Source organism: Streptomyces gobiensis (genome assembly GCF_021216675.1).
GTDB lineage: Bacteria > Actinomycetota > Actinomycetes > Streptomycetales > Streptomycetaceae > Streptomyces > Streptomyces gobiensis.
In genome coordinates, this window is the sequence record NZ_CP086120.1 from 694,560 (window position 1) to 720,079 (window position 25,520).

At 69.4% G+C, this 25,520-nt stretch carries 29 protein-coding genes; 9 read left to right on the forward strand and 20 right to left on the reverse strand.

Annotated elements, in window-relative coordinates:
- Nucleotides 1–172: 172 nt before the first annotated feature.
- The 3 genes from test1122_RS03205 to test1122_RS03215 all read right to left on the reverse strand — a co-directional run bounded on the left by test1122_RS03205 (nt 173) and on the right by test1122_RS03215 (nt 2,905).
- Nucleotides 173–892: a VIT1/CCC1 transporter family protein gene (locus test1122_RS03205; RefSeq protein ID WP_232271735.1), complete on the reverse strand. Its 720-nt coding sequence runs from the start codon at nt 890–892 to the stop codon at nt 173–175.
- Nucleotides 893–1,224: 332 nt separating this feature from the next.
- Nucleotides 1,225–2,112: a prolipoprotein diacylglyceryl transferase gene (lgt, locus tag test1122_RS03210; RefSeq protein ID WP_232267628.1), complete on the reverse strand. Its 888-nt coding sequence runs from the start codon at nt 2,110–2,112 to the stop codon at nt 1,225–1,227.
- A gap of 46 nt (nt 2,113–2,158) precedes the next feature.
- Nucleotides 2,159–2,905, reverse strand: a complete 747-nt coding sequence (locus tag test1122_RS03215; protein ID WP_232267629.1) for a DsbA family protein — start codon at nt 2,903–2,905, stop codon at nt 2,159–2,161.
- A 299-nt stretch (nt 2,906–3,204) separates the two neighbouring features.
- On the opposite strand from test1122_RS03215, the gene test1122_RS03220 reads away from it, so the two are divergent.
- The 6 genes from test1122_RS03220 to test1122_RS03245 all read left to right on the forward strand — a co-directional run bounded on the left by test1122_RS03220 (nt 3,205) and on the right by test1122_RS03245 (nt 9,201).
- Nucleotides 3,205–3,603 carry a DUF485 domain-containing protein gene (locus test1122_RS03220; protein ID WP_232267630.1) on the forward strand — a complete coding sequence of 133 codons (399 nt, stop codon included), beginning with the start codon at nt 3,205–3,207 and terminating at the stop codon, nt 3,601–3,603.
- Nucleotides 3,600–5,279: a solute symporter family protein gene (locus test1122_RS03225; RefSeq protein WP_232267631.1), complete on the forward strand. Its 1,680-nt coding sequence runs from the start codon at nt 3,600–3,602 to the stop codon at nt 5,277–5,279. The genes test1122_RS03220 and test1122_RS03225 overlap by 4 nt, the downstream gene beginning before the upstream one ends.
- A 271-nt stretch (nt 5,280–5,550) precedes the next feature.
- Nucleotides 5,551–6,624: a sensor histidine kinase gene (locus test1122_RS03230; protein ID WP_232267632.1), complete on the forward strand. Its 1,074-nt coding sequence runs from the start codon at nt 5,551–5,553 to the stop codon at nt 6,622–6,624.
- Entirely contained in the window at nt 6,621–7,400 is a 780-nt protein-coding gene (locus test1122_RS03235) for a LytR/AlgR family response regulator transcription factor (protein WP_232267633.1), read from the forward strand. The genes test1122_RS03230 and test1122_RS03235 overlap by 4 nt, the downstream gene beginning before the upstream one ends.
- The gene (locus tag test1122_RS03240; RefSeq protein WP_232267634.1) at nt 7,397–7,744 is read left to right on the forward strand and encodes a hypothetical protein; all 348 of its coding nucleotides are present in this window, start codon (nt 7,397–7,399) and stop codon (nt 7,742–7,744) included. Before test1122_RS03235 ends, test1122_RS03240 begins: the two co-directional genes overlap by 4 nt.
- Nucleotides 7,741–9,201, forward strand: coding sequence for a sodium/solute symporter (locus tag test1122_RS03245; protein ID WP_232267635.1), 1,461 nt, complete (start codon nt 7,741–7,743; stop codon nt 9,199–9,201). Before test1122_RS03240 ends, test1122_RS03245 begins: the two co-directional genes overlap by 4 nt.
- A 3-nt stretch (nt 9,202–9,204) precedes the next feature.
- Here test1122_RS03245 and trpA read toward each other — a convergent pair whose 3' ends face one another.
- The 9 genes from trpA to hisI form a co-directional block, all read right to left on the reverse strand.
- Nucleotides 9,205–10,017 (reverse strand): tryptophan synthase subunit alpha, encoded by an 813-nt coding sequence (gene trpA, locus test1122_RS03250; RefSeq protein ID WP_232267636.1) that lies wholly within the window; start codon nt 10,015–10,017, stop codon nt 9,205–9,207.
- On the reverse strand, nt 10,017–11,255 hold the full coding sequence (trpB, locus tag test1122_RS03255) for a tryptophan synthase subunit beta (protein WP_232267637.1): 1,239 nt from the start codon (nt 11,253–11,255) through the stop codon (nt 10,017–10,019). The genes trpA and trpB overlap by 1 nt, the downstream gene beginning before the upstream one ends.
- A gap of 515 nt (nt 11,256–11,770) precedes the next feature.
- Complete coding sequence (trpM, locus tag test1122_RS26755; protein ID WP_422396913.1) at nt 11,771–11,920, reverse strand: tryptophan biosynthesis modulator TrpM; 150 nt, start codon at nt 11,918–11,920, stop codon at nt 11,771–11,773.
- A gap of 2 nt (nt 11,921–11,922) precedes the next feature.
- Complete coding sequence (trpC, locus tag test1122_RS03260; protein WP_232267638.1) at nt 11,923–12,735, reverse strand: indole-3-glycerol phosphate synthase TrpC; 813 nt, start codon at nt 12,733–12,735, stop codon at nt 11,923–11,925.
- 116 nt (nt 12,736–12,851) lie between these two features.
- Nucleotides 12,852–13,256 (reverse strand): DUF2752 domain-containing protein, encoded by a 405-nt coding sequence (locus test1122_RS03265; protein ID WP_232267639.1) that lies wholly within the window; start codon nt 13,254–13,256, stop codon nt 12,852–12,854.
- 75 nt (nt 13,257–13,331) lie between these two features.
- Nucleotides 13,332–13,622: an HGxxPAAW family protein gene (locus test1122_RS03270; protein WP_232267640.1), complete on the reverse strand. Its 291-nt coding sequence runs from the start codon at nt 13,620–13,622 to the stop codon at nt 13,332–13,334.
- 51 nt (nt 13,623–13,673) lie between these two features.
- Nucleotides 13,674–14,327 carry a TIGR02234 family membrane protein gene (locus tag test1122_RS03275; RefSeq protein ID WP_232267641.1) on the reverse strand — a complete coding sequence of 218 codons (654 nt, stop codon included), beginning with the start codon at nt 14,325–14,327 and terminating at the stop codon, nt 13,674–13,676.
- The gene (locus tag test1122_RS03280; RefSeq protein WP_232267642.1) at nt 14,324–15,823 is read right to left on the reverse strand and encodes an anthranilate synthase component I; all 1,500 of its coding nucleotides are present in this window, start codon (nt 15,821–15,823) and stop codon (nt 14,324–14,326) included. Before test1122_RS03280 ends, test1122_RS03275 begins: the two co-directional genes overlap by 4 nt.
- A gap of 10 nt (nt 15,824–15,833) precedes the next feature.
- The gene (gene hisI / locus test1122_RS03285; protein WP_232267643.1) at nt 15,834–16,187 is read right to left on the reverse strand and encodes a phosphoribosyl-AMP cyclohydrolase; all 354 of its coding nucleotides are present in this window, start codon (nt 16,185–16,187) and stop codon (nt 15,834–15,836) included.
- 135 nt (nt 16,188–16,322) lie between these two features.
- Here hisI and test1122_RS03290 point away from each other — a divergent pair, with 135 nt between their 5' ends.
- Together test1122_RS03290 and test1122_RS03295 are read left to right on the forward strand one after the other, a co-directional pair.
- Entirely contained in the window at nt 16,323–17,204 is an 882-nt protein-coding gene (locus test1122_RS03290) for a hypothetical protein (RefSeq protein ID WP_232267644.1), read from the forward strand.
- 47 nt (nt 17,205–17,251) lie between these two features.
- Nucleotides 17,252–17,884 carry a TIGR03085 family metal-binding protein gene (locus tag test1122_RS03295; RefSeq protein WP_232267645.1) on the forward strand — a complete coding sequence of 211 codons (633 nt, stop codon included), beginning with the start codon at nt 17,252–17,254 and terminating at the stop codon, nt 17,882–17,884.
- Nucleotides 17,885–17,946: 62 nt separating this feature from the next.
- Here the strand turns inward: test1122_RS03295 and hisF are convergent, their stop codons facing one another.
- From hisF to hisD, 8 genes are read right to left on the reverse strand one after another with little or no spacing between them, the layout of a single operon-like run.
- Complete coding sequence (hisF, locus tag test1122_RS03300; RefSeq protein WP_232267646.1) at nt 17,947–18,702, reverse strand: imidazole glycerol phosphate synthase subunit HisF; 756 nt, start codon at nt 18,700–18,702, stop codon at nt 17,947–17,949.
- Nucleotides 18,699–19,130 (reverse strand): RidA family protein, encoded by a 432-nt coding sequence (locus test1122_RS03305; protein WP_232267647.1) that lies wholly within the window; start codon nt 19,128–19,130, stop codon nt 18,699–18,701. The genes hisF and test1122_RS03305 overlap by 4 nt, the downstream gene beginning before the upstream one ends.
- Nucleotides 19,127–19,873 (reverse strand): bifunctional 1-(5-phosphoribosyl)-5-((5-phosphoribosylamino)methylideneamino)imidazole-4-carboxamide isomerase/phosphoribosylanthranilate isomerase PriA, encoded by a 747-nt coding sequence (gene priA, locus test1122_RS03310; protein WP_422396914.1) that lies wholly within the window; start codon nt 19,871–19,873, stop codon nt 19,127–19,129. Before priA ends, test1122_RS03305 begins: the two co-directional genes overlap by 4 nt.
- Entirely contained in the window at nt 19,873–20,520 is a 648-nt protein-coding gene (gene hisH, locus test1122_RS03315) for an imidazole glycerol phosphate synthase subunit HisH (RefSeq protein ID WP_232267648.1), read from the reverse strand. Before hisH ends, priA begins: the two co-directional genes overlap by 1 nt.
- Nucleotides 20,517–20,681 (reverse strand): hypothetical protein, encoded by a 165-nt coding sequence (locus test1122_RS03320; protein WP_232267649.1) that lies wholly within the window; start codon nt 20,679–20,681, stop codon nt 20,517–20,519. Before test1122_RS03320 ends, hisH begins: the two co-directional genes overlap by 4 nt.
- Nucleotides 20,678–21,271 (reverse strand): imidazoleglycerol-phosphate dehydratase HisB, encoded by a 594-nt coding sequence (gene hisB, locus test1122_RS03325; protein ID WP_232267650.1) that lies wholly within the window; start codon nt 21,269–21,271, stop codon nt 20,678–20,680. Before hisB ends, test1122_RS03320 begins: the two co-directional genes overlap by 4 nt.
- Nucleotides 21,268–22,383, reverse strand: a complete 1,116-nt coding sequence (locus test1122_RS03330; RefSeq protein WP_232267651.1) for a histidinol-phosphate transaminase — start codon at nt 22,381–22,383, stop codon at nt 21,268–21,270. The genes hisB and test1122_RS03330 overlap by 4 nt, the downstream gene beginning before the upstream one ends.
- Entirely contained in the window at nt 22,384–23,730 is a 1,347-nt protein-coding gene (hisD, locus tag test1122_RS03335) for a histidinol dehydrogenase (protein WP_232267652.1), read from the reverse strand.
- Nucleotides 23,731–23,880: 150 nt separating this feature from the next.
- Here hisD and test1122_RS03340 point away from each other — a divergent pair, with 150 nt between their 5' ends.
- On the forward strand, nt 23,881–25,506 hold the full coding sequence (locus tag test1122_RS03340; RefSeq protein ID WP_232267653.1) for an oxidoreductase: 1,626 nt from the start codon (nt 23,881–23,883) through the stop codon (nt 25,504–25,506).
- Nucleotides 25,507–25,520 lie beyond the last annotated feature (14 nt).

The window sequence follows — 25,520 nt, forward strand, 5'->3', positions numbered from 1 at the left end:
GATAGCTGAGTCCATCATGCGGACACATTGAGCAGTGCTCATAGGTGGTGTGAGGGGACTGAAAGCCCTCAAGCACACGGTGAGCGCGGGCGTCATTGCCCGCGGCGCTTCCGGCTTCTGCCCCGTGGCAACCCCGCTGAAACCGCCAAGTAACAGCCATCACCCTGTGCGCTCAGCCGATCGCGATACCAAGGAGGGTCCCCAGCCCATAGGTCACCGCGGCGGCCGTACTCCCCAGCATGAACTGTCGCAGCCCGCTGTACCACCAGGGACGGGCGGTGACCTTCGACACTACGGCGCCACAGAGGAAAAGCCCCAGCAGCGCCACCACCACGGCGGGCCACAGCGCCGTCGCGCCCAGCAGATACGGCAGTACGGGCAGCAGCGCGCCCAGCGCGAAGGCGGTGAACGAGGAGACGGCGGCGACCAGCGGCGAGGGCAGCTCCTCCGGGTCCACACCCAGCTCCTCACGTGCGTGGATCTCCAGCGCCTGTTCGGGATCCCGGGAGAGCTGCTCGGCCACGCTGGCCGCCAGCCTTGGCTCCACACCCCGCGCCTCGTAGAGGGCGGCCAGCTCCTGCCGCTCACACTCGGGGTGGGTGCTCAGCTCCACACGCTCAATCTCCAGCTCGGCCTGGATGAGCTCACGCTGTGAGGCGACGGAGGTGTACTCACCGGCGGCCATGGAGAAGGCCCCGGCCGCGAGCCCGGCCAGACCGGCGATCACGATGGTCTGCGCGGAGGCACTGGTGCCCGCGACGCCGCTGATCAGTCCGAGATTGGAGACCAGCCCGTCCATCGCACCGAAGACGGCGGGGCGCAGCCAGCCACCGCTCACATCACGGTGGGTGTGGTTGTCGCGGTGCGCGCTGTCCAGTACGCCGGGCCGCAGCGTGGCCCTGGCGGGGGGCGTGGAAGTCACAAGCGCTCTCCCTTCCCAATGCTTCGAAGGTAGGCACGATGTGCCTGCTCGCGCTAGCAAGGAAGGCCGAACTTATAACCGCTGACCTGCGGTCTCTCCGGAACGTAACCGGCCGAAGACGGTCTTTCCCCAGCCCCACCCCTTCCCGAAACCGGGGGCTCCGCCCCCGGACCCCCTGTTGTGGGCAGCGCCAGGGCGTGGGGCCCCTCCCAGACGGCCACCGGTCTGCACAGAGGCCCCGGGGACGGGGCCCTTGGGGCAGCAGCACCTCCCCAGACGGAGTCTGGGGAGGTGGCTGGGGGCTAGGGGCGTTCGGAGGGTTCCGTGTCCTTGGTCTTGTCAGTCTCCTCCGCGGATTCCGCGGAATCCGCGGCTGGCTCGGCGACCGGCTCGACTACCTCTTCGCGGCCCGGGGCCCGCTTGGCGGAGATGACCAGATAGGCCACGGCCCCCAGGAAGACCACCATCGACGTCCAGTTGTTCAGCCGCAGCCCCAGGAACTCATGGGCCTCGTCGATCCGCAGATACTCAACCCAGAAGCGCCCCACCGTGTAGGCGGCGACATAAAGCGCGAACGCCCGGCCGTGCCCCAGCCTGAAGCGCCGGTCGGCCCAGATCACCAGCGCGGCAACGCCCAGGGCCCACAGCGACTCATAGAGGAAGGTCGGGTGGAAGGTCCCGAGGTCGATCCCGTTGTCGATCTCCACGGCCCATGGCACATCCGTGGGGCGGCCGTACAGCTCCTGGTTGAACCAGTTGCCCCAGCGCCCCAGGGCCTGGGCGATCGCGATACCGGGTGCCACCGCGTCGGCGTAGGCGGGCAGCGGGATGCCCCGGCGACGGCAGCCGATCCACGCGCCCACCGCGCCCAGGGCGATCGCGCCCCAGATGCCGAGGCCGCCCTCCCAGACCTTGAAGGCGTTGACCCAGTTACGGCCCTCGCCGAAGTACAGCTGGTAGTCCGTGATGACGTGGTAGAGCCGACCGCCAACCAGTCCGAACGGCACGGCCCAGACGGCGATGTCGGCGACCGTGCCGGGCTGGCCCCCGCGGGCCACCCAGCGCCTCCCGCCGAGCCAGACAGCGACGAAAACGCCGAGGATGATGCAGAGGGCATAGCCGCGCAGCGGGATCGGGCCAAGCATGATCTCGCCGGACGACGGGCTGGGGATATAAGCAAGGGTGTCCATGACGCTTCAGACGCTACCCTGCCTGACCCCCGGAGCGGCAACCACGTCAGGATTCCTCGGCGCGCTCCTCGACCATGTTCCTGAGCTTTTCCGGGGTGAGCGGGTCGCGCTGGTCCCCGTAGATGCTGTCGCCGTCCAGCAGCACGGTGGGGGTGGAGTTGTACTCAGAGCGTGTGAAGGCCTCATTGGAGCGCTTGACCCAGTCGTCGTGTGTGCCGTCGTTGACACACTCACGGAAGCCCGCCGTGTTCAGCCCCTCGACCTTGTCCGCCAGCCGGATCAGGTACTTCTTGTCGGCGAAGCGGTCCTTGGTCTCCGGCGGCTGATTCGCGAAGAGCACATCGTGATACTCCCTGAACTTGCCCTCGTCCCGGGCGCAGGCGGCCGCGTTGGCGGCGTACTTCGAGCCATTGCCGCCCATATTCCCGTCGATGATCGAGACGAGGTGGTACTCGCTCTTGATCTTTCCATCGTCCCGCAGCTCATCGATGGTTTCCTTGAAGCCCTGTTCGAACTGCCCACATGCCGGGCAGCGGAAGTCCTCGTAGATCGTGAGGGTGACCGGGGCCTGCTTCTCTCCCAGGATGATCGGCTCGGCTGCGGGGGCCACCGCCTCGTCCTTCGTCCCCTGGGTGGCCAGCACGCCGATCACCCCTGCCACGGCGAGCACAGCCACGACGACGACACCCACCTTGAGCGTTCGCATCCGCTTCTCGGCTGCCTTCTCACGTGCGCGCTCGTCCTGCAGCCGCTCACGGGCCGAGCGTTTCCCCTCGCCGTTCCCTTGACTCATCACGTCCTGAGCCAACGAATCCACTGCTCCATTCGCCCGCAAGAACCGCCACTTCCCCTCAAAAGGACCAGCAGGTCGGTGGCGGTTGACGACGCTCGCGGTACGGATCCCCTCCCCAGGCGACCGCTGGTCGTGAAATGGGACCGGCCACCGCACGATGGCGCGCCGCTCGACGCGCACACGGCGCGTTCGCCGCACGCCGTGGCGGGGTGCTTTCCGCAGGGTGTGACGCTGCTTACTTTTCCCGCAACCCATATGCCATGACGAGGGACTTCGCTCCCTCAGACGAGGAGGCGTCCGTGTCGACAGAACTCCCACCGCCGGCCCGCTCACCCGAGGACGCGGTGGACCGCTCCGTGGAGATGCACAGCGACCCACGCTTCCAGGAGCTCAAACGCCGGCTCGTGGTCTTCGCGTTCCCGATGAGCGCCGCCTTCCTCATCTGGTATCTGCTCTATGTCCTGATGTCCGCCTACGCTCGCGACGCGATGTCCACCGTGCTGTTCGGGCGGGTCAATGTGGCCCTGGTCTTCGGGGTGCTGCAGTTCGCCACGACCTTTGGCATCGCGGTCCTCTATGCCCGTTATGCGAACCGCAGGCTGGATCCGCTCGCCGAGGAGCTGTGCGGGGAGTTGAACGGGGACGGGCCGGACGAGGGCGCCCGGCAGAACGCTGATTCGAACGGAGCCGCGGCATGATCCTCGCGCAAGAGGCCGGAACCAGCGGCCGTACCTTTACCGTCCTGCTCTTCCTGACGATGATCGCCGTCACCCTCGGTGTCACGGTGTGGGCAAGCAAGCAGACCAAGTCGGCCACCGACTTCCACTCCGGCGGACGGCAGTTCTCCGGGATGCAGAACGGCTTCGCCATCGGCAGCGACTACATGTCCGCCGCGTCCTTCCTGGGCATCGCGGGCATGATCGCCCTCTTTGGCTACGACGGTTTCCTCTACTCCATTGGGTTTCTGGTCGCCTGGCTGGTAGCGCTGCTGCTCGTCGCGGAGCTGCTGCGTAACTCCGGCCGCTTCACGATGGCCGATGTGCTGTCGTACCGGATGAAGCAGCGGCCGGTCCGTACCGCCGCTGCCGTCTCCACCATCACGGTCTCGGTCTTCTATCTGCTCGCCCAGATGGTCGGCGCTGGAGCGCTGATCGCGCTGCTGCTCGGCATCAAGCCCGGTGAGACCTATCTGGGCATGGACGCGAGCACCGCGAAGATCGCGGGCATCGTCATTGTCGGCATCCTGATGATCGTCTACGTCACCTTCGGCGGTATGAAGGGCACCACCTGGGTGCAGATCATCAAGGCAGGGATGCTGATGGGCGGGGCCTTCCTGCTCACCGTCCTGGTGCTGGCCGTCTACAACTTCGACTTCGGCTCACTGATGGGTGATGCCGCCAGCGCCAGCGGGGCCGGTCAGTCCTTCCTGGAACCCGGGCTGAACTTCGGCAAGGACGTGCCGGGCGACGCCTGGCAGACCCTGTGGAACAAGCTCGATCTGATCAGTCTTGGCCTCGCCCTGGTGCTGGGCACCGCCGGGCTGCCGCATATCCTCATCCGCTTCTACACGGTCCCGGACTCCAAGGCGGCCCGTAAGTCCGTCAACTGGGGCATCGGCCTCATCGGCTCCTTCTACCTGATGACCCTGGTACTGGGCTTCGGCGCGGCGGCGCTGGTCGGCAAGGAGGCGATCACCGCACAGAACGCGGCGGGCAACACAGCGGCTCCGCAGCTGGCCGAGGCGGTAGGCGCCCACTTCGGCGGGAGCGCGCTCGCCGCGATTCTGCTCGCTATCATCGCGGCCGTCGCCTTCGCGGCGATCCTCTCCACGGTGGCGGGGCTGACCATCGCCTCCTCATCCTCCCTGTCGCATGACTTCTACAACAGCGTTCTCCGCAAGGGGAAGGCCTCCGAGAAGGAAGAGGTCAAGGTGGCCCGGTTCGCCGCCTTCGGGGTCGGTGCGGCGGCAATCGTGCTGGCGATCTTCGCCCAGAGCCTCAATGTGGCCTTCCTGGTCGCGCTGGCCTTCGCCATCGCCGCCTCGGCCAATCTGCCCACTCTGCTACTCAGCCTGTTCTGGAAGCGGTTCAATACGCAGGGCGCAGTGGCCGGTATCTACGGTGGTCTGATCAGCGCGGTGGGGCTGGTCATCTTCTCGCCGGTGGTCTCCGGGTCCGACACGGCTCTGATGACCGGCGCGGACATCAACTGGTTCCCGCTGGCGAACCCGGGGCTGGTTTCCATTCCGCTTGGTCTGCTGTGCGCCGTCGTGGGCACGTTGATGTCCGCCGAGAACGATCCTCGGCGCTTTGCGGAGCTGCAGGTTCGTGCGCTGACTGGGGCGGGTGCGGAGAGGGCGGGCTCCCCTCACTGAGGGCCCCGCGCCGGGGCGGGGCTCCCACGGGACGGCTGTCCCGGTATGCGGCTCCGCCGCGTGGGGGCTTGCGCCCCGGCCGGGGGTGGGTGTCCCCGTATCCCACCCCTTCCCGGAAACCAGGGCTCCGCCCCGGGCCCCGGTTTGCCTGTGCGGTCGGTGGTCGGTGTTGTGCCCACCCTCCCCCAGCTAACGCTGGGAGGTGCCCCCACCGCCCCTGCGGAACGACTGCCCACAACATTCTTGGGGGTGGCTGGGTTACGGTCTGGCCGTGGACTGGACACCGTGGTACGCCCGGCGGCGGGTGAGGGCTCGGTACGAGTTGTCCGCTACCGTCGCGGCGCTCCGCGAGGTACGGCTGCTCGGCGCCGATCTACGGGACGGCCTGCGCAGCGGCCGCAGCTCCGCGGCAGCCCGCCGTATCCGCCGACTGCTCGACGCGGACGCCGTCGTCCTCGCCGACCTCGATGGGCCGGTGGCCCGCCATGGCTCGCTCCCGCCGGGCAGTGATGTCGCCGCCCTGCTCTCCCAGGTGTACGAGCATGGGGCAGCGCTACGGCAGCCTCCGCTCTGCGCCGCCCCGCTCATGGTCGCGGAGGATCTGGCGGGCTGTCTGATCGCCGCCGGTGAGGTCGCCGAAGAGGGTCTGACCGAGGTCGCCCGCCTCGTCGCCGAGTCCCTGGACCACGCCGAGCTCCGCACGGCGCGTACCCGGATCGCGGCCGCCGACCTGCGTACGCTGCGCGCCCAGATATCCCCGCACTTCCTGCATAACGCCCTGGCCGTCATCGCCGCGCATATCCGCAGCGACCCGGCCCGCGCCCGACGGCTGCTGACCGACTTCGCCGACTATCTGCGCTACAGCTTCTCCACCCAGGGCGACTACGCCACCGTCGCCGCCGAACTCCAGGCTACCCAGACCTATCTGGAGCTCCAGCGCGCCCGCTTCGACGACCGTCTCGACATCACGGTCCGGATGGCTCCCGAAATCCTCCCGGTCGCCATCCCCTTCCTGGTTGTACAGCCGATCGTGGAGAATGCCGTCCGACATGGACTCGAGCGGAAGACGGGGCGCGGCCACATCAGTGTCTCCGGCTTCGGTGAGGGACCGCTGTGCGTCATTGAGATCGAGGACGACGGCGTCGGCATGGAACCCGACCTCGCCCGCGCCATCCTCGCCGGAGCCGGGCCTCCCGCGAAGGGGGTCGGCCTCGCCAATGTGGACCAGCGGTTGCGTGCGGTGTACGGACCGGAGCACGGTCTCCTGATCGAGACCGCGCCCGACGGCGGTACGAAGGTCGTGATCCGGGTGCCGCGATTTATGCGAGGGGTGGTGGCGGAGTGACCAATGTGGGCTACTCAGCACAGACGCTGCGGGTCCTCGTCGTCGAGGACGAGCCATACACCCGCGAGGAACTCACCGAGTTCCTCGCGGACACCGCCGAGGTCTCCGAGATTCTGGCCGCCGAGAGCGGCGAGGCGGCGGTAAGGCTCCTGGGCGGCGGCGCCTTCGACGCCGTCTTCCTGGACATCTCCATGCCCGGTCTCGACGGCATGGATGTCGCCCGCGTCATCAGCATGCTCTCCACGCCACCCGCCATCGTCTTCGTCACCGCCTCTGATTCCCACGCCATCGAGGCCTTTGGGATCGGGGCGGTCGACTATCTCCTCAAGCCCATCCGCCCCGAGCGGCTCGCGGAGTCCGTGGCCCGTATCGCCCGGCTGCGCCGCGCCACCACCGAGGCGCCTCCCGCCGACGAACTGGCCGTCGTACAGATTGAGCACAGCCGTCGCACGATTTTCGTCCGCCGCGACGACATCCAGTTCGCCGAGGCCCACGGCGACTACGTCCGGCTGCACACCGCGGACGGTACCCACCTCATCCGGCTCTCCCTGTCCTACCTGGAAGACGTCTGGGCACCGGCGGGCTTCGTCCGCGTCCACCGTGGCTATCTCGTCGCCGTGGGCTGGGTGCACGATCTGCGTGTCACCAGCTCCGCCGGTCTGGTCGCCTGTACCCCGGCCGGAGATGTTCCGGTGAGCCGCCGCCACGCCCGCGGTCTCAAGGAACGGCTCATCGAAGCGGCCCGCAACGGCCAGCTCGGCAGGGCCGCCAAGTGACCGCACGCCGGGTGAAGGTCACCAGTCCCCAGACGCGGATCGCCCTGGCCCGCCGCCACCGGTCACAGCGGCGACCGCTGCCGCTGCCCGGCCCCACCGACACCGAGCGGGCCCGCCAGGTCTTCGCTGCTCAGCGCCGCACCGCGCTGCGCACTGTCGCGCTGCTCGGCGCCGTTCTCTTCGGCGCCAGCGGCATCATCGCCCTCTTCCCCGTCCTGGACCGGCTCACCGCCTTCGGCATCCCCGTCTCCTGGCTGCTGCTCGCCACCGCCACCTATCCCCTGCTGCTGATCATCGCCATCGTCCACGTCCGTACCGCTGAGCGCACGGATGACCATCCATGACCGGGCTGCTGGCGATCGGCTTCCTCCTCGCCGCCAGCCTGGCCATTGGGGTGTACGGGGTACGTGCGGCCCGTACCACTCCCGATTTCCTGGTCGCCTCCCGCCGGGTGGCCCCGGGGTGGAACGCCATGGCCATCGCGGGCGAGTACGTTTCGGCCGCCTCGGTCCTCGGTCTGGCCGGGCTGCTGCTCAAGAACGGCATTGGCACCATGTGGTTCGCGGTCGGCTTCACCGCGGGCTATGTCGCCGTGGCCGCCCTGGTCGCCGGGCCGATGCGCCGCTCGGGGGCGTTCACGGTGCCCGACTTCGCCGAGTACCGACTGGGCTCACCCGCCATCCGCAAACTCTGCGGAGTCATCGTCCTGGTCATCATGTGGCTCTATCTGGTGCCCCAGTTCAAGGGCGCCGGGGTCGTGCTCCAGCTGGTCAGCGGCACCCCCTACTGGGTCGGCGTGGTGCTCGCGGGACTCGTGGTCAGCGGCTCCATCGCCGTTGGCGGGATGCGTTCAGCCACGTACGTCCAGGCCTTCCACTACCTCGTCAAACTCGCCTTTATCGCCGTACCCGCCATCTATCTGATGATCCATGTGGGGCCTGAGATCCGCGCCGAGGCGCTGACGCCCGTCACCTTCCCCGAGGGCTGGAGCCGCCCCCTCCTCGACATCGACAACGCGGGCCACCCGCTGCTCGCCACCTGGTCTGTCCTGCTGGCCACCACCCTGGGTGCCATTGGACTGCCGCATGTCATCATGCGCTTCCATACGAGCCCCAGCGCCCGCACCGCCCGCCGGGTCGCCGTCATGGTGATCGCTCTGCTGGGCGTCTTTTATCTCTTCCCCACCGTCTACGGGCTGCTCGGCCGGGTCCTCACCCCCCACCTGGTGCACAACAACGCCACCGACACGGTGACCGTGGTCCTCCCCGGTCATGTGGTACCCGGCGCCCTCGGCAGCGTTCTCACCGCCCTCGTCGCCGCGGGAGCCTTCGCCGCCTTCCTCTCCACCTCCTCCGGACTCCTCCTCGCACTCGCCGGAGGACTCTCCCACGACCTCTTCGGCAGCGGCCTCTCCCGCCTCCGCGCCGCCGTCGCCGCGGGCGCCTGCGTCGCGGTCCTGCTCTCCCTCCCCGCCGCCCATCTGGACATCAATGTCCTCGTCGGCTGGGCCTTCGCGGTGGCCGCCTCGACCTTCTGCCCACTGCTGGTGCTGGGCATCTGGTGGCCCCGCCTCACCGTCGCGGGCGCGGCCAGCGGTCTGACCGCCGGTGTCATCTCAGCCACCGGTGCGGCCTTCCTCTCGGCCACCACCACCTGGCATTCCGGTGTGGTCACGGTGCTGCTGGCCCAGCCCGCTTCCTGGACCGTGCCGCTCGCCTTCCTCACCATGGTGGGCGTTTCCCGCTGCGGCACACCCCCCGCGGGGGCGGAGCGTGCAGTCCTGCGACTGCACGCTCCGTAGGGACTACCTCCGTACGCCCTTCGCCAGCTCCCCTGCCAGCTCCCGGACCCCGGCCAGGCCGGCCGGCAGATCCTCGGGGTGCTCCAGCAGCTTCTTCACAAACGCCGACCCCACGATCACGCCGTCCGCGAAGCCAGCCACCTCCGCCGCCTGCTCAGCGTTGGAAACCCCCAACCCCACGCATACGGGCAGCTCGGTCGTGGCCCGGGTACGCCGCACCAGCTCCTGCGCCTCCCGCCCCACCGACTCACGCGTCCCGGTGACACCCATCAGCGAGGCCGCGTACACAAACCCGCTGCCCGCCGCGGTGATCTTCGCCAGCCGCTCATCCCGGCTGCTGAGCGCCACCACGAAGACCGTCGCCAGCCCATGCTCCTCGGCGGCCTTCCGCCAGGCGTCCGACTCCTCAACGGGCAGATCGGGCAGGATGCATCCCGCGCCCCCGGCGTCCGCCAGCTCAGCGGCGAAGCGCTCAATCCCATACCGGTCAACCGGGTTCCAGTACGTCATGCACAGCACCGGCGCACCGGTCGCCGTATGTGTCTCACGCACGGTCCGCAGCACATCGGCGATCCGCACCCCACCGCGCAACGCGATGTCATCGGCGGTCTGAATCACCGGGCCGTCCAGCACCGGGTCACTGTGCGGCAGCCCGACCTCAACGACATCGCACCCGCCCTCCAGCAGCGCGGTACAGGCCTGGATCCCGCCGTCCACACTGGGGAACCCGGCGGGCAGATAACCCACCAGCGCGGACCGCCCTTCCCCACTGGCCTTCGCCAGCACCGACCGCAGCAGCTCAGCGTTCCCTGCCATTACTTCGCCTCTCCTTCGTCATAGAGCCCGAAGTAACGAGCCGCCGTATCCATGTCCTTGTCGCCCCGCCCGGAAAGATTCACCAGGACCAGCCCGTCCGGCCCCAGCTCCTTGCCGAGCTCCAGCGCTCCGGCCAGCGCGTGCGCGCTCTCGATCGCCGGGATGATGCCCTCAGCCTGCGACAGCAGCCGCAGCGCCCGCATCGCCTGATCGTCCGTCACCGGCCGGTACTCAGCGCGCCCCACGTCCTTGAGGTACGAGTGCTCCGGCCCGATCCCCGGATAGTCCAGCCCAGCCGAAATGGAGTACGGCTCCGTGATCTGCCCCTCGTTGTCCTGGAGCACATACGAACGCGACCCATGCAGAATCCCGGGCTCCCCCACGGTCAGTGTGGCCGCGTGCTCCCCGGATTCCACCCCGTGCCCGGCGGCCTCCAGCCCGACCAGCCGTACGCTCTCGTCCGGAATGAACGCGTGGAACAGCCCAACCGCGTTGGATCCGCCGCCCACACACGCCGCGACCACATCCGGCAGCCGCCCGGCCCGCTCCAGGATCTGCCGCCGCGCCTCGACTCCGATCACCCGGTGGAAGTCGCGCACCATCGCCGGGAACGGGTGCGGCCCCGCCACCGTGCCGAACAGGTAATGCGTCCGGTCCACATTGGCGACCCAGTCACGGAACGCCTCGTTGATGGCGTCCTTCAGCGTCCGGCTGCCCGAACTCACCGGCACGACCTCGGCACCCAGCATGCGCATCCGCGCCACATTGAGGGCCTGCCGCTGGGTGTCGATTTCCCCCATGTAGATGGTGCACTCCAACCCGAACAGCGCACACGCGGTCGCCGTGGCCACCCCATGCTGCCCCGCGCCGGTCTCGGCGATCACCCGGGTCTTGCCCATCCGCTTGGTCAGCAACGCCTGACCCAGCACGTTGTTGATCTTGTGCGACCCGGTGTGGTTCAGGTCCTCCCGCTTGAGGAAGACCCGCGCACCGCCCGCGTGCTCCGCGAATCGCGGTACCTCGGTGAGGGCGCTCGGCCGGCCGGTGTAGTTGACCAGCAGGTCATCCAGCTCGGTCCCGAAGGCGGGGTCCGCCTTCGCCTTCTCGTACTCCGCGGCGACCTCGTCCACGGCTGCGACCAGCGCCTCCGGGATGAATTTGCCGCCGAATGCGCCGAAGTAGCCTTCGGCGGTGGGGATCTGACCCTGCGGGTCAGGGATGAAGAAGTCAGAGGACATCTGACGTACTCCTCAATAGGTGTGCGGTGATCAATGTGGCTTTCCCGGCTGTACCGATACGCGGCTCCGCCGCGCGGCGGGGCTTCGTCCCGGGGCGGCCGGGATGGTGGGGTTTCCCCGATCCCGCCCCTTCCCGGCTGTACCGATATGCGGCTCCGCCGCGTGGCGGGGCTTCGCCCCGGGCCCCGGGGGTGGCCGGTGCGGCTTGGTGGGCCGGTGTTGTGCCCACCCGTGCCGCCCCTCGGGCGGCCCGAGTGCCCACAACACTGGTGTGGGCCGAGTGCCCACAACTGCGTGAGGGGGTGGGGAGGGGTGGGTTGTTCCGGACGCTTGCCCGTGATTTGTGGGCCGACAGGGGCCTTACCGGCCAACAGAACGTCACCGGGTGTCGGGCCGTAAATCATGGGTCCGGAACGGCCCACCCCGGACCACCCCCGACCCACCACGGCGCCGCACCCAGCCACGTACGGCCGGGCAGCAGCCTGCCCGCCCGCAGCCTGCCCACCCGCAGCCTGCTAGGCCGCGCCGCGCCATCGGCAGCCGTTGATCTGCCCCGGCTCCGCCCCGATGTGATACCGCACGCGCCGCCCCCGCACCCGCCGTGCAGGCGCACGGCAGCCCCGCGGCCGACAGCCGCGGGCAAGACGGGCGAAGGCGGCGGCCATGACTACTGCCCGCGCCCGTGCCGCAGCGCCGGATGCGCCCCCGCCGCGACCAGGTCGGCGACCGCGCCCTTGGGGTCCTTCCCCGTCACCAGGGACTCCCCCACCAGCACCGCGTCGGCGCCCTCATTGGCGTAGGCGATCAGGTCGTGCGGACCCCGCACACCTGACTCAGCGATCTTCACTACGTCTTCCGGGATCTCCGGCGCGACCCGTGCGAAGTTCCCACGGTCGACCTCAAGCGTCTTCAGATTCCGGGCGTTCACTCCGATGATCTTCGCCCCGGCATCGAGAGCCCGCTCGACCTCGTCCTCGTCATGCACCTCGACCAGCGGTGTCAGCCCGATAGACTCCGCACGCTCAACCAGCGATACCAGCGCGTCCTGCTCCAGCGCCGCCACGATCAGCAGCACCAGATCCGCGCCATAGGCCCGCGCCTCCCACAGCTGGTAGGCGGTGACGATGAAGTCCTTGCGCAGTACCGGGATGTCGACCGTCCCGCGCACCGCCTCCAGGTCCGCCAGCGACCCGCCGAAGCGCCGCTCCTCGGTCAGCACGGAGATCACCGCCGCACCGCCCGCTTCATAGTCGGCCGCGAGTCCTGCGGGGTCAGCGATCGCGGCGAGCGCGCCCTTCGAGGGGCTTGACCGCTTCACCTCGCAGATGACCTTGACGCTGTCACCCTTCAGGGCGGCGACCCCGTCCTTGGCCTGCGGCGCCTTCGCCACGCGCTCCTTGAGTTCCTCGAGGCTGACGCGCGCTTGACGCTCGGCGAGGTCAGAGCGGACTCCGTCGATGATCTCGTCGAGCACACTCACGCGAGCGGCCCCTTTCTACCGGGAGCGGATGGTCTGGTCATGCACTGCGATGGTATCCGGCCCAGGACGGAGGGCTCGCATCCGGATAGTCCTGGTCTCACATACCGGGCATTTGGCTACGGTGTCAGTCCCGCCCCGAAGGGCAAGTTACGTACCACCGTAAACACCAGCACCGCCGCCCCCGCGGCCCACACATACCCCATGCGTACGGAGAACCCCCGTACGGCCCCGGCCCCAGCGCCGACCCCGGCCCCCACGAACCACACCGCCCACGCCACAACGAGAACAACCACCCCAGCCACGACGACCGCGTTAGCCCCCACCGCGCCCGCCACATCGCCATGCACCAGAGCGTGGACGCTCCGCAGACCACCGCACCCCGGGCAGTAGATCCCGCCGTACCGAAGCACTGGGCAGACCGGATAGTGCCCCGGCTTCTGAGGATCAACCGCGCCGATATACGCGGCGGCCGCCCCCGCCGCCCCCAAGGCGGCCAGTGCCGGGATACGGGAAGCGATCACCCCTCCACCCTGACCACCCCCGCCCCGGCACGCAAAAGCGCGGCGCCGAACAGGTCAGCACCGCGCTCCAACGCGTCACGACGCCGCAACCGGCTCCGACTCCGGCTGCGACTGCTGCGGCCCCTGCGACTGCGGCTGCGGCTGCGGCTGCGCCTGCAATGACGTCGCCTTCTCCCTGGGCATGCCCAGGCCCATCGACCGCATCACCATGCCCACCACGCCACCGAGGACGACCACGGCCAAACCGGCCACTACGCCGAGCGGCTCGGCCATCACCATGAACACCGCGCCCACGCAGAAGCCGATGAACGCGATGGTGACGCCGGTCCAAGCGGCGGGGGTGTGTCCGTGGCTGTTATCCGCCATGAGTGCTCCTCGTAAATCCGTTCTGGGTCGGGTCGCTCGCCGACCATTGTGTCAGGAGCGCTTGTCCTGGTTTCCGCTGGTGGGGTCCTCACCGCGGTCGAGGGCCCGCCACAGCTCCTCGGGGCGCTCAGGGTCCGCCGCAGGCACCGCTCGCCGCCGGGCGTTACGGGGTCCGTTACGGGGTCCGCCCGCCCGCTCATAGCGGCCGCCCATCGCAGGCCACTCCCGCCCGTACCGCAGCGCCAGCGCTCCGGCGACCAGCAGCAGGGCGCCACCCAGCGCCGCGGCATACGGCCAGCCGCTGTGCGTCACCTGCTCCGCCGCGCTCCGCGCGAGCCCGGTGCCGTCGGCGGCCTGCTCATCCAGCGCGCTGGTGTCCCCGGCGCCGATCAGTGCCGCGACCGCGACGCCCACCCCGCACAGGGCGAGCAGCGCGGCGACGATCACCCGCCCGGTGCGCCGTACCGCGAAGACCGCGACCAGCGCCGCGAGGCCCACCAGGGCGAGCGCGCTGGGTACCCCGGTGACATCGCTGCCGGTCACCTCGACCGGCAGACGGCTGCCGCCGAACTCGGTGCTCCCCTCGCCCCAGGTCTGCCCGGCGGCGACCAGAACGAGGGCGGCGCCGAGGGCACCGCCCAGCAGCGCGATGCCGAGCGCGCGCCGGGGCGCGCGCTGAGGGTGGGCGGGGGGCACGGAAGTCACCGCTCCACGCTACCGCCGAGCCGTTCGGCGGTATGCACCGCCCTGAGTACGGCGGCCGCCTTGTTGCGGCACTCGGTGTCCTCGGCGGCCGGGTCGGAGTCGGCCACGACGCCCGCCCCTGCCTGCACATAGGCGACGCCTTCGCGCAACAGCGCGGTGCGGATCGCGATGGCCGTATCGGAGTCCCCCGCGAAGTCGAGATAGCCGACGCAGCCGCCGTACAGCCCGCGCTTGGTCGGCTCCAGCTCCTCGATGATCTGGAGCGCACGCGGTTTGGGCGCGCCCGACAGCGTTCCGGCCGGGAAGCAGGCCATCAGCGCGTCGAACGCCGTACGGTCCCGCCCCAGCCGCCCCGTCACCGTTGAGACGATGTGCATCACATGGCTGTAGCGCTCGATCGTCATAAAGTCGACGACCTCGACGCTGCCCGGTTCACAGACCCGCCCCAGGTCATTGCGGCCCAGGTCGACCAGCATCAGATGCTCGGCCCGTTCCTTGGGATCGGCCAGCAGTTCCTCGCCCAGCGCGGCGTCCTCCTGCGGAGTGGCGCCCCGTGGCCGGGTCCCGGCGATGGGGTGCATCATGGCGCGCCCGTCCTCGACCTTGACCAGCGCCTCGGGGCTGGACCCCACCACATCGAAGTCCTCGAACCGGAACAGGTACATGTACGGGCTGGGGTTGGTGGCCCGCAGCACCCGGTAGACATCCAGCGCGCTCGCCGTGCACGGCATCTCAAAGCGCTGCGAGGGAACGACCTGGAAGGCCTCCCCCGCACGGATGCGTTCCTTGATGTCCTCGACCACATCCCGGTACGCCGCGCCGCCCCAGCGTTCGGTGTACGCGGGCACCTCGGAGGGCGGCAGCGCGGCGGCACCGGCCGTCACCGGCCGGGCAAGGTCGGCGGTCATGGTGTCCAGCCGGGCCACGGCGTCCGCGTAGGCTTCCTCCACCCCGGTCTCAAGATCGTTGTGGTTGATCGCATTGGCGATCAGCAGCACGGTTCCGTCGCGGTGGTCGAGGACCGCGAGGTCGGAAGCGAGGAGCATGGTCAGCTCGGGCAGCCGCAGATCGTCCTCGGTGCTGTCACCGATCCGCTCCAGCCGCCGCACGATGTCATAGCCGAGATAGCCGACCATGCCGCCGGTGAACGGCGGCAGCTCGGGATCCCGTGGGGTGTGCAGGGTCTCCACGGTGGCGCGCAGCGCGGCGAGTGGATCGCCGTCGGTGGGGACACCGACGGGCGGGGTGCCGAGCCAGTGCGCCTGACCGTCCTGGACGGTCAGCGCGGCGGCGCTGCGTACGCCCACGAAGGAGTAACGGGACCAGGTGTGCCCGTTCTCGGCGGACTCCAGCAGAAAGGTGCCCGTGCGTTCAGCGGCAAGCTTGCGGTAGAGGGCGATGGGGGTATCGCCGTCGGCGAGCAGGCGTCGGGTGACCGGGATGACCCGGCGGTCCTTGGCGAGCGTACGGAAGGTCTCCAGATCCGGCGTCGTCATGATCGGGACCCTACTCGCTCAGCGGGAGCTGGTCCGCGTCAAAGCAGGTACGGGCGCCGGTGTGGCAGGCGGCACCGACCTGATCGACCTTCACCAGGACCGTATCGCCGTCGCAGTCGAGTGCGACGGACTTGACGTGCTGGACGTGCCCGGAGGTGTCGCCCTTGACCCAGTATTCGCGGCGGCTGCGGCTCCAGTAGGTGCAGCGCCCGGTGGTGAGGGTGCGGTGCAGCGCCTCATCGTCCATCCAGCCGAGCATGAGCACCTCACCGGTGTCGTACTGCTGGGCGATGGCGGGGACCAGGCCGTCGGCGGTGCGCTTGAGGCGGGCGGCGATGGCGGGGTCGAGCGGGGATGCGGGCATGGGACCATTCTGCCGTCGTGAGGGCGCATCGCGAAAACCGGCATAACGCCCGTATCTCAACGGCACGTTGCTGTTCCGAGCTTGTGACGCATCCCCGGGCATCGAATGTCAGTGGCATGGGGCATTCTTTCGGACATGAGCTTCCCTCCGCCGCCGCAGGACCCCAGTCAGCCCGGTGCCGGTGGCGGCGGATTCGGTCCGCCGCAGGGCTTCGGCCCGCCCGCACCCGCCGGCCCGCCCGCACCCGTCGGCCCGCCCGCCGGTGGCTACGGCTATCCGGGCCCGCCCGGCCCGCCCCCGGGCCATGGCCCCGGTGGCTTCGGCCCGGGCGTTCCGGGTGGCCCCGGGCCGTATCCGCCCCCGCCTCCGCCTCCGCCGGGTGCCGGCGGTGGCAACGGCCCCAAGGTCGCCGCGATCGTGATCGCCGCCGTGCTGGCAGCGGCGCTGATCGTGGGGGGTGTGCTCCTGCTGGGCGGCGGCGGAGGCAAGGACAACAAGGCCGATGACGCTCCGTCGACCACCCCCAGCGCGACAGAGAAAGCTGAGGAGTCTCAGGAGACCGAGGAGCCCACGTGGGATTCCTCGGATCCGGCGACCGCGATACCGGACCCGAGGGAGTCCAGCGGTCCCTCCGGCACCCCCCGTGATCCCGTCCCCTTCGTTGTGCTCAAGCCGGGCACCTGCTTCGACCACCCCGCGCTGAGCAGCGCCGTCTCCAAGGTCGAGGAGCGTCCCTGCACCTCTCCGCACAACGGCGAGGTGATCAGCAATCCGAAGCTGACGGGCGACTTCGCAACGGAGCAGGAGATTCAGGAGCAGGTTCTGAAGCTCTGTAAGCAGGACGCGGCGGTCCGGCTGAAGAAGATGCCGCAGGACGGCACCCTGTACTACTTCTACGCGATCTATCCCTCGCTGCCGACGTACAAGTACCGGAGCAAGGACACGATCTCCTGCTCACTGACGCTCAGCAATTCCCGCGACGGGAAGAAGCTCACCGGGCCACTGCCCGGGAACTGATGGCGCGGCGCATCGCATGGGCCGCCATACGGTCGTAGGCTGACCGTATGTCGACCCATGCCAAGCGCGAACGTCTTCTCCTCGCCGATCTGTTGGAGAGCGCCGGTCCAGAGGCGCCCACGCTGTGCGAGGGCTGGAAAACCCGTGATCTCGCAGCCCATCTCGTGGTGCGTGAGCGCCGCGCCGACGCGGCGGGCGGCATCATCATCAAGCCTCTTGAGGCCCGCCTCGAACGTGTCCAGGCGGAGTTCGCCGCGAAGCCGTATGAGGAGCTGATCCAGCTCATCCGCACCGGCCCGCCCCGGATGTCACCCTTCTCCCTCAAGCAGATCGACGAGGCGTCGAACACCGTCGAGTTCTTCACCCACACCGAGGATGTCCGGCGGGCACAGCCCGACTGGACCCCGCGGGAGCTGGACCCCGTCTTCGCCGACGCCCTGTGGAAGCGGCTGGAGATGGCCGCCCGTATCTACGGCCGCAGGTGCCCGGTCGGTCTTGTGCTGCGCCGCCCCAACGGCCAGACGGCGGTGGCCCGCAAGGGCACCCCGGTCGTCACGGTCACCGGGGACCCCGCTGAGCTGCTGCTCTTCGCCACCGGACGCCAGGAAGCGGCCCGGGTTGAGCTGGACGGCGACAAGGAGGCCATCGCCAAGGTGTCCGAGGCCAAGCTCGGGCTGTAGCGGGTCAGCACCGCAGCGGTCAGCACGGCAGCGGAGGGGCGCGGCCGGGCCAGGGGTGAAAGTCAGCGGACCGGGTGACCGGCGGCGCGGAGGGCGTCCTTGACCTGGCCGATGCGCAGATCCCCGAAGTGGAAGACCGAAGCGGCCAGCACCGCGTCGGCGCCCGCCTCGATGGCTGGGGGGAAGTCGGTGAGCTTGCCCGCGCCGCCGGAGGCGATCACGGGGATGGTGACGTGTTGACGCACGGCCTCGATCATCTCCGTGTCGTAGCCGTCCTTGGTGCCGTCGGCGTCCATGGAGTTGAGCAGGATCTCCCCCGCGCCCAGCTCGGCGGCGCGGTGGGCCCACTCGACGGCGTCGATGCCGGTGCCACGGCGGCCGCCATGGGTGGTGACCTCGAAGGTTCCGGCATCGGTGCGGCGGGCGTCGACGGACAGGACGAGGACCTGGCGGCCGAAGCGCTCCGCGATCTCCCTGATCAGCTCCGGGCGGGCGATGGCGGCCGTATTGACGCCGACCTTGTCCGCGCCCGCGCGCAGCAGCTTGTCGACGTCCTCCGGGGTGCGCACCCCGCCGCCGACGGTGAGCGGGATGAAGACCTGCTCGGCGGTGCGGCGGACCACGTCGTAGGTGGTCTCACGGTTGCCGGAGGAGGCGGTGATGTCGAGGAAGGTCAGCTCGTCGGCGCCCTCCGCATCATACACCTTGGCCATCTCGACGGGGTCGCCCGCGTCTCGCAGATTCTGGAACTTGACGCCCTTGACGACCCGGCCGCCGTCCACGTCCAGGCAGGGGATGACTCGTACGGCCAGGGTCACGAACGTGCTCCTTCAGGGTTCCGGGGGCCGTCCCCCGGAGGATTGCTGCCTCGGAATGCTTCTACTTCGACTTCGACCAGGACCCGGGAATCGACGAATCCTGAGACGACGACCAGCGTGGCGGCGGGCCGGACCGCGTCGAAGATCTCTTTGTGTGCCCGGACCACCTCGTCCACATCACGGGAGTGGGTGATGTACATCCGGGTGCGGATGACGGAGGTGATGCCGAGCTCGAACTTCTGCAGCGCGGACAGGGAGTTGGCGAAGGCCGCCTTCGTCTGTTCATAGGGATCGCCTTCGCCGTGCAGCACACCGTCCACGAAGGGCATGGTGCCCGCCACGATGACCCGGTCACCCGCTGCGACCGCGCGTGCAAAGCCGATGGTCTCTTCCCAGGGGTTGTCGGTCTGCACACGCTCAATGGTCATCGGGACACAGCCTCCAACGCCTCTTCCAAGGTGAACGCCTTGGCGTAGAGGGCCTTGCCCACAATCGCGCCCTCGACACCCTCTGGTACCAGCGTGGCGATCGCCCGGAGATCGTCAAGGGAGGAAACACCGCCGGAGGCGACAACCGGCCGGTCGGTGGCGGCGCAGACGTTCCTCAGGAGCTGCAAGTTGGGTCCCTGCAGCGTGCCGTCCTTGTTGATGTCGGTGACGACATAGCGGGCGCAGCCCTCGGAGTTGAGCCGCTCCAGGGTCTCGTAGAGGTCACCGCCGTCACGTGTCCAGCCGCGGCCGCGCAGGGTGGTGCCGCGGACGTCCAGACCGACGGCGATCTTGTCGCCGTGCTCGGCGATGACCTTGGCGACCCACTCCGGGGACTCCAGGGCGGCGGTGCCGAGGTTGACACGGGTGCAGCCGGTGGCGAGTGCGGCGGCCAGCGAGTCGTCGTCGCGGATGCCGCCGGACAGCTCGACCTTGATGTCCATGGTGCGGGCGACCTCGGCGATCCGCTCCCGGTTGTCGCCGGTGCCGAACGCGGCGTCCAGATCCACGAGGTGCAGCCATTCGGCGCCCGCCCGCTGCCAGGTGAGGGCGGCTTGCAGGGGATCGCCGTAGGAGGTCTCGGAGCCGGACTCGCCATGGACGAGCCGGACGGCCTGGCCATCGCGGACGTCGACGGCGGGCAGAAGTTCGAGCTTCGGCAGGTCGGAGGGCACGTTGGGCATCAAAGCGTCTCAATCCAGTTGGTCAGCAGCTGGGCACCGGCATCGCCGGACTTCTCGGGGTGGAACTGAGTGGCCCACAGCGGGCCGTTCTCCACCGCGGCGACAAAGCGCTCACCGTGCGTGGACCAGGTGACCTTCGGCGCGCGGATCCTGGGGTTGGTGATCTCCAGCTCCCAGCCGTGTACGGCATAGGAGTGGACGAAGTAGTAGCGGGCGTCCCTGTCCAGGCCCGCGAAGAGCTGGGAGTCGGCGGGGGCCTCAACGGTGTTCCAGCCCATATGCGGGACGACATCGGCCTTCAGCGGTCCGACCGTGCCGGGCCACTCGTCCAGGCCTTCGGTCTCGACGCCGTGCTCGATGCCACGGCTGAAGAGGACCTGCATGCCGACGCAGACGCCCAGGACCGGGCGGCCACCGGCCAGCCGGCGCTCCACCACCCAGTCACCGCGGGCTTCCGTCAGCCCGGCCATACAGGCGGCGAAGGCGCCGACCCCGGGGACCATGAGCCCATCGGCGGCCATGGCCTTGTCATAGTCACGGGTGATCTCGACGTCCGCGCCGACCCGGGCGAGAGCCCGCTCGGCGGAGCGGACATTGCCGAAGCCGTAGTCGAAGACGACGACGTTCTTGCTCACGGCCTTGCTCATGACCACACATCCAGTCGCAGAATTCCGGCCAGCAGTGCCAGGGCGGAGCCGATGCCGAGCAGCACGATGACGCCCTTGGGCAACTGCTGCTTCCAGAAGGAGATGGCTCCGCCGAGGAGGAAGAGGCCCACGAAGATCAGCAGGGTGGAGACCGGGTTCACAGCGCGCCCTTGGTGGACGGGATGCCGGTCTGCCGGGGATCGATCTCGCTGGCGTAGCGCAGGGCCCGGGCGAGCGCCTTGAACTGGCACTCCACGATGTGGTGGGCGTTGCGTCCGTAGGGGACGTGGACATGCAGGGCGATCTGCGCCTGCGCGACGAAGGACTCCAGGATGTGCCGCGTCATGGTGGTGTCGTACTCCGGGCCGATCATCGGGGCCATGCCCTCGGGCTCGTTGTGCACCAGGTACGGACGGCCCGACAGGTCGACGGTCACCTGGGCGAGGGACTCGTCCAGCGGTACCGAGGCGTTGGCGAAGCGCACGATGCCGCGCTTGTCGCCGAGCGCCTGCCGGAAGGCGGCGCCGAGAGCGAGCGAGGTGTCCTCGATGGTGTGGTGGCTGTCGATGTGCAGGTCGCCCTCGGTCTTGACGCCGAGGTCGAAGAGGCCGTGGCGACCGAGCTGGTCGAGCATGTGGTCAAAGAAGCCGACGCCTGTCGACACATCGACCTTCCCGGTGCCGTCGAGGTTGAGCTCGACGACCACGGAGGTCTCTTTGGTGGTGCGCTCCACGCGGCCGGTGCGGCTCATTGCTTGTTCTCCTTTGTTACTGCGCGCACCGCGTCAAGGAACGCGTCGTTCTCGGCCGGGGTGCCCGCGGTGACCCGCAGCCAGCCCGGTACACCGTTGTCCCGTACCAGCACACCGTGGTCCAGCAGGGCCTGCCATGTCGCGTGCGCGTCGTCGAAGCGGCCGAACTGTACGAAGTTGGCGTCGGACTCGGTGACCGCGCAGCCGATCGCGCGCAGCTCGCTGACGAGCCGGTCCCGTTCGGCCTTGAGCTGTTCCACATAGCCGAGCAGCGTATCGGTGTGCTCCAGCGCGGCGAGCGCGGTGGCCTGGGTGACAGCGGACAGATGGTACGGCAGGCGCACCAGCTGTACGGCGTCCACGACGGCCGGGTCGGCGGCGAGGTAGCCCAGCCGCAGTCCCGCGGCGCCGAAGGCCTTGGACATGGTGCGGGAGAGCACCAGGTTGGGGCGGCCCTCGATGAGCGGCAGCAGGGACGGCCGATGGCTGAACTCGCCGTACGCCTCATCGATGATCACCAATGCCCCGGGCCCGCCCTTGGCGGCCTGCGCGGCCTCGTAGAGGGCGAGCACCGTCCCGGCGTCGACCGCCGTGCCGGTGGGGTTGTTCGGCGAGCAGATGAAGACCACATCGGGTTTGCGCTCGGCGATGGTCCGCCGGGCCGCCTCGAGGTCGATGGTGAAGTCGTCGTTGCGCGGGCCCGAGAGCCAGCCGGTGCCGGTACCGCGTGCGATGAGGGCGTGCATGGAGTACGAGGGCTCGAAGCCCAGCGCGGTGCGGCCGGGCCCGCCGAACGCCTGGAGCAGCTGCTGCAGGATCTCGTTGGAGCCGTTGGCAGCCCAGACGCCCGCCATACCGACGCTGTGCCCGGCGGTACGGGTGAGGTAGGCGGCCAGCTCGGTGCGGAGCTGGACCGCGTCCCGGTCCGGGTAGCGGTTGAGGTCACGGGCAGCCTCGGTGACCCGTTCGGCGATGCGGGCCACCAGCGCGGGGGGCAGCGGATACGGGTTCTCGTTGGTGTTCAGCCGTACGGGGACGTCGATCTGCGGCGCTCCGTACGGGGACTTGCCGCGCAGCTCGTCCCTGATGGGGAGATCGTCAATGCCGGTCACTTACCGGGGCACCTTCCAGTCGAACCTGGCCTTCAGCGCGGCGCCGTGTGCGGGCAGATCCTCCGCCTCGGCGAGGGTCACCACATGGTGGGCGACCTCGGCGAGAGCGTCTCGGGTGTAGTCCACGACATGGATGCCGCGCAGGAAGGACTGCACGGAGAGGCCGGAGGAGTGGCAGGCACAGCCGCCGGTGGGCAGCACATGGTTGGATCCGGCGCAGTAGTCGCCGAGTGAGACCGGCGCGTAGGTGCCGACGAAGATGGCACCGGCGTTCCGTACCCGGGCGGCGACCGCGGCGGCGTCCGCCGTGTGGATCTCCAGGTGCTCGGCGCCGTAGGCGTCGACGACCGCCAGGCCCTGTGCCAGATCATCGACGAGGACGATGCCGGACTGCCGCCCGGCCAGCGCCTCGCTGATCCGCTCCTGGTGCTTGGTGGCGGCGACCTGGGTCGTCAGCTCGGCCTCGACGGCCTGCACCAGTGCCTCGGAATCGGTGACGAGGACCGCGGCGGCGAGGGTGTCGTGCTCGGCCTGGCTGATCAGGTCGGCGGCGACATGGGCCGCGTCGGCGGTGTCGTCGGCGAGGATGGCGATCTCGGTCGGGCCTGCCTCGGCGTCGATGCCGATACGTCCCTTGAGGAGCCGCTTGGCGGCGGCGACCCAGATATTGCCGGGCCCGGTGACGAGCTGTACGGGGCGGCACTCCTCGGTGCCGTAGGCGAACATGGCGATGGCCTGGGCGCCACCGGCCGCGTAGACCTCGTCGACGCCCAGCAGGGCGCAGGCGGCGAGGATGGCCGGGTGCGGCAGCCCCCTGCCCCAGTCGTTCGGCGGGGCGGCCTGCGGGGGCGAGGTGACGGCGAGCGAGCCGACGCCCGCCTCCTGTGCGGGCACGACGTTCATCACGACCGACGACGGGTAGACGGCGTTGCCGCCCGGTACGTAGAGCCCGACGCGCTCGACCGGCACCCAGCGCTCCGTGACCGTGCCGCCCGGCACGACCTTGACGGTGGAGTCGGTGCGGCGCTGCTCGCGGTGGACGATACGGGCCCGCCGGATGGACTCCTCCAGGGCGGCCCGTACAGCCGGGTCCAGCTCTTCCAGGGCCTTGGCCAGCGCTGCGGCCGGTACCCGGGTCCGGTCGATCCGTACGCCGTCGAACCGCTCCGCGTATTCGATCAGTGCCGCGGTGCCACGATGATGGACGTCCTCGCAGATGGGCCGCACCTTCTCCAGGGCGGCCTCGACATCGAGCTCGGCACGGGGCAGCAGGTCGCGGTCGATCCCGCCGCCGGCGGAGACGGCACCGCGTAGATCGATTCGGGCCAGGGAAATAGATCGCAGCACGCATCCAGTCTCTCAGACCGATTCCGCTGGCCGTGCGCTGTATCAATGCGTGATACAGGATCAATGCGTGATACAGGTGTCGGATGCCAGCGCTGACCGATAGCGTTCCCCTTGTCACTCGGTGAGACCAAGGGGGTTGGGGGGTCCGGTGTGAACGAACCGCTCGATCATGGCGAACCGCCTGCCGAGCTGCGGCTGACCACCGCGGAGTGGGGCATGTGGCAGGCCTTCCGGAACGGCAGCAGACACGACTTACGGACCGGGGATCCGGCGCGCGACGACCCGGGCAGCGACCAGGTGTGGGGGCCGCAGCGCACCGTGCGGGCCCGGGTCATCGCGCTGCTGCTGCTGCACGGGCCGTCACCCCGGCTGGGGCGGGTGGCCTCACTGCATCTGTCCGGGGCGCTGATCACCGGCAGGCTGGATCTGTCCGGGGGAATTGTTCATCCCTACTTCGAGCTGAAGCACTGCCGCTTCGAGGAAGAGGTGCTGCTGCCCGAGTGCCGGATGACCACCGGCCGGATGATCGACTGCCATATCCCCCGGCTGGAGGCGGCCCGGATCACCACGGACGGCGATCTGTATCTGGCCCGCTGCACCATCCCGGACGGTATACGGCTCACCGACGCCACCATCGGCACCGATCTGATGCTCAATGAGGTGACGGTCGGCAGTGGGCGGCGGGTCCGGGCGATCTCGGCCGATGGGCTGACCGTGGCCCAGGATGTGCAGGCCAGTCTGCTGATGTGCGGCGGGGAACTCAGCATGCGCGGAGCGCGGATCGGCGGCTCGCTGTTCATGTACGGCAGCGTGCTGCGCAATCACCAGGGAGGGTACGCGCTGCACGCCCCACAGCTGCAGGTGGCCCGCTTCGCGCACTTCGCCTCCGTCGGCCCCGCCACCTTGCAGTACACCCTGGGCACCACCCCGCCCACCGGGGCCCACTATCGCCCGGCCACCCCCTGCGCCAGCGGCTCATCGGAGCAGCGGGCCAGGCGGTTCTCCTGCACCGGCGGGGTGAAGCTGGACGACGGACGCTTCGGGGACTCGCTCGTCCTGGACGGCGCCCGCTTTGAACTGGAGCGGGATCAGGAGCTCTCGCTGCGCCGCGTGCAGACCCCGGAGCTGTGCTTCACCCCGGAGCGGCCGCAGCGTGGCCGGGTGGTGCTGTCGGGGGCCTCGGTCGGCAATCTGGTGGACAAGATGACCAGTTGGCCGATGCATGAGGGGCTGTGGATGGCCGGCTTCAGCTACGAGCATCTGATACCGATCGGTCCCTTCCCGCTGGCACGGCGGCTGCAGTGGGTGGCGACCGCGACTCCCGAGTACTCCCCGGAACCGTATGAGCAGCTGGCCCATGTCCTGCGCAACAGCGGGGAGGACGCGGACGCACGCACCGTGCTGCTGGCCAAGCACCGCAGACGCCGCGAGACGCTGTCCCCGGTGGGCAAGATGTGGGGCTATCTGCAGGACTGGACCGTGGCCTACGGCTACCGTCCCGGCCAGGCGGCGCTGTGGATGGCCGTGCTGTGGGCCTCGGGCACGCTGTACTTCGGCTCACACCCGCCGGAGCCGCGTATCGAGGATGAGGCCCCGCACTGGAACGCCGCGATCTACGCTCTCGATCTGCTACTGCCCGTCATCCATCTCGGATACGACACGGCATGGAAACCCGGGGGGCACTATCAGTGGGTGGCGGTGACGCTGATCCTGACGGGGTGGATCCTGGCGACGACGGTCGCCGCGGGGGCGACCCGGCTGCTGCGGCGGCAGTAGCCGGATCGTGAGGC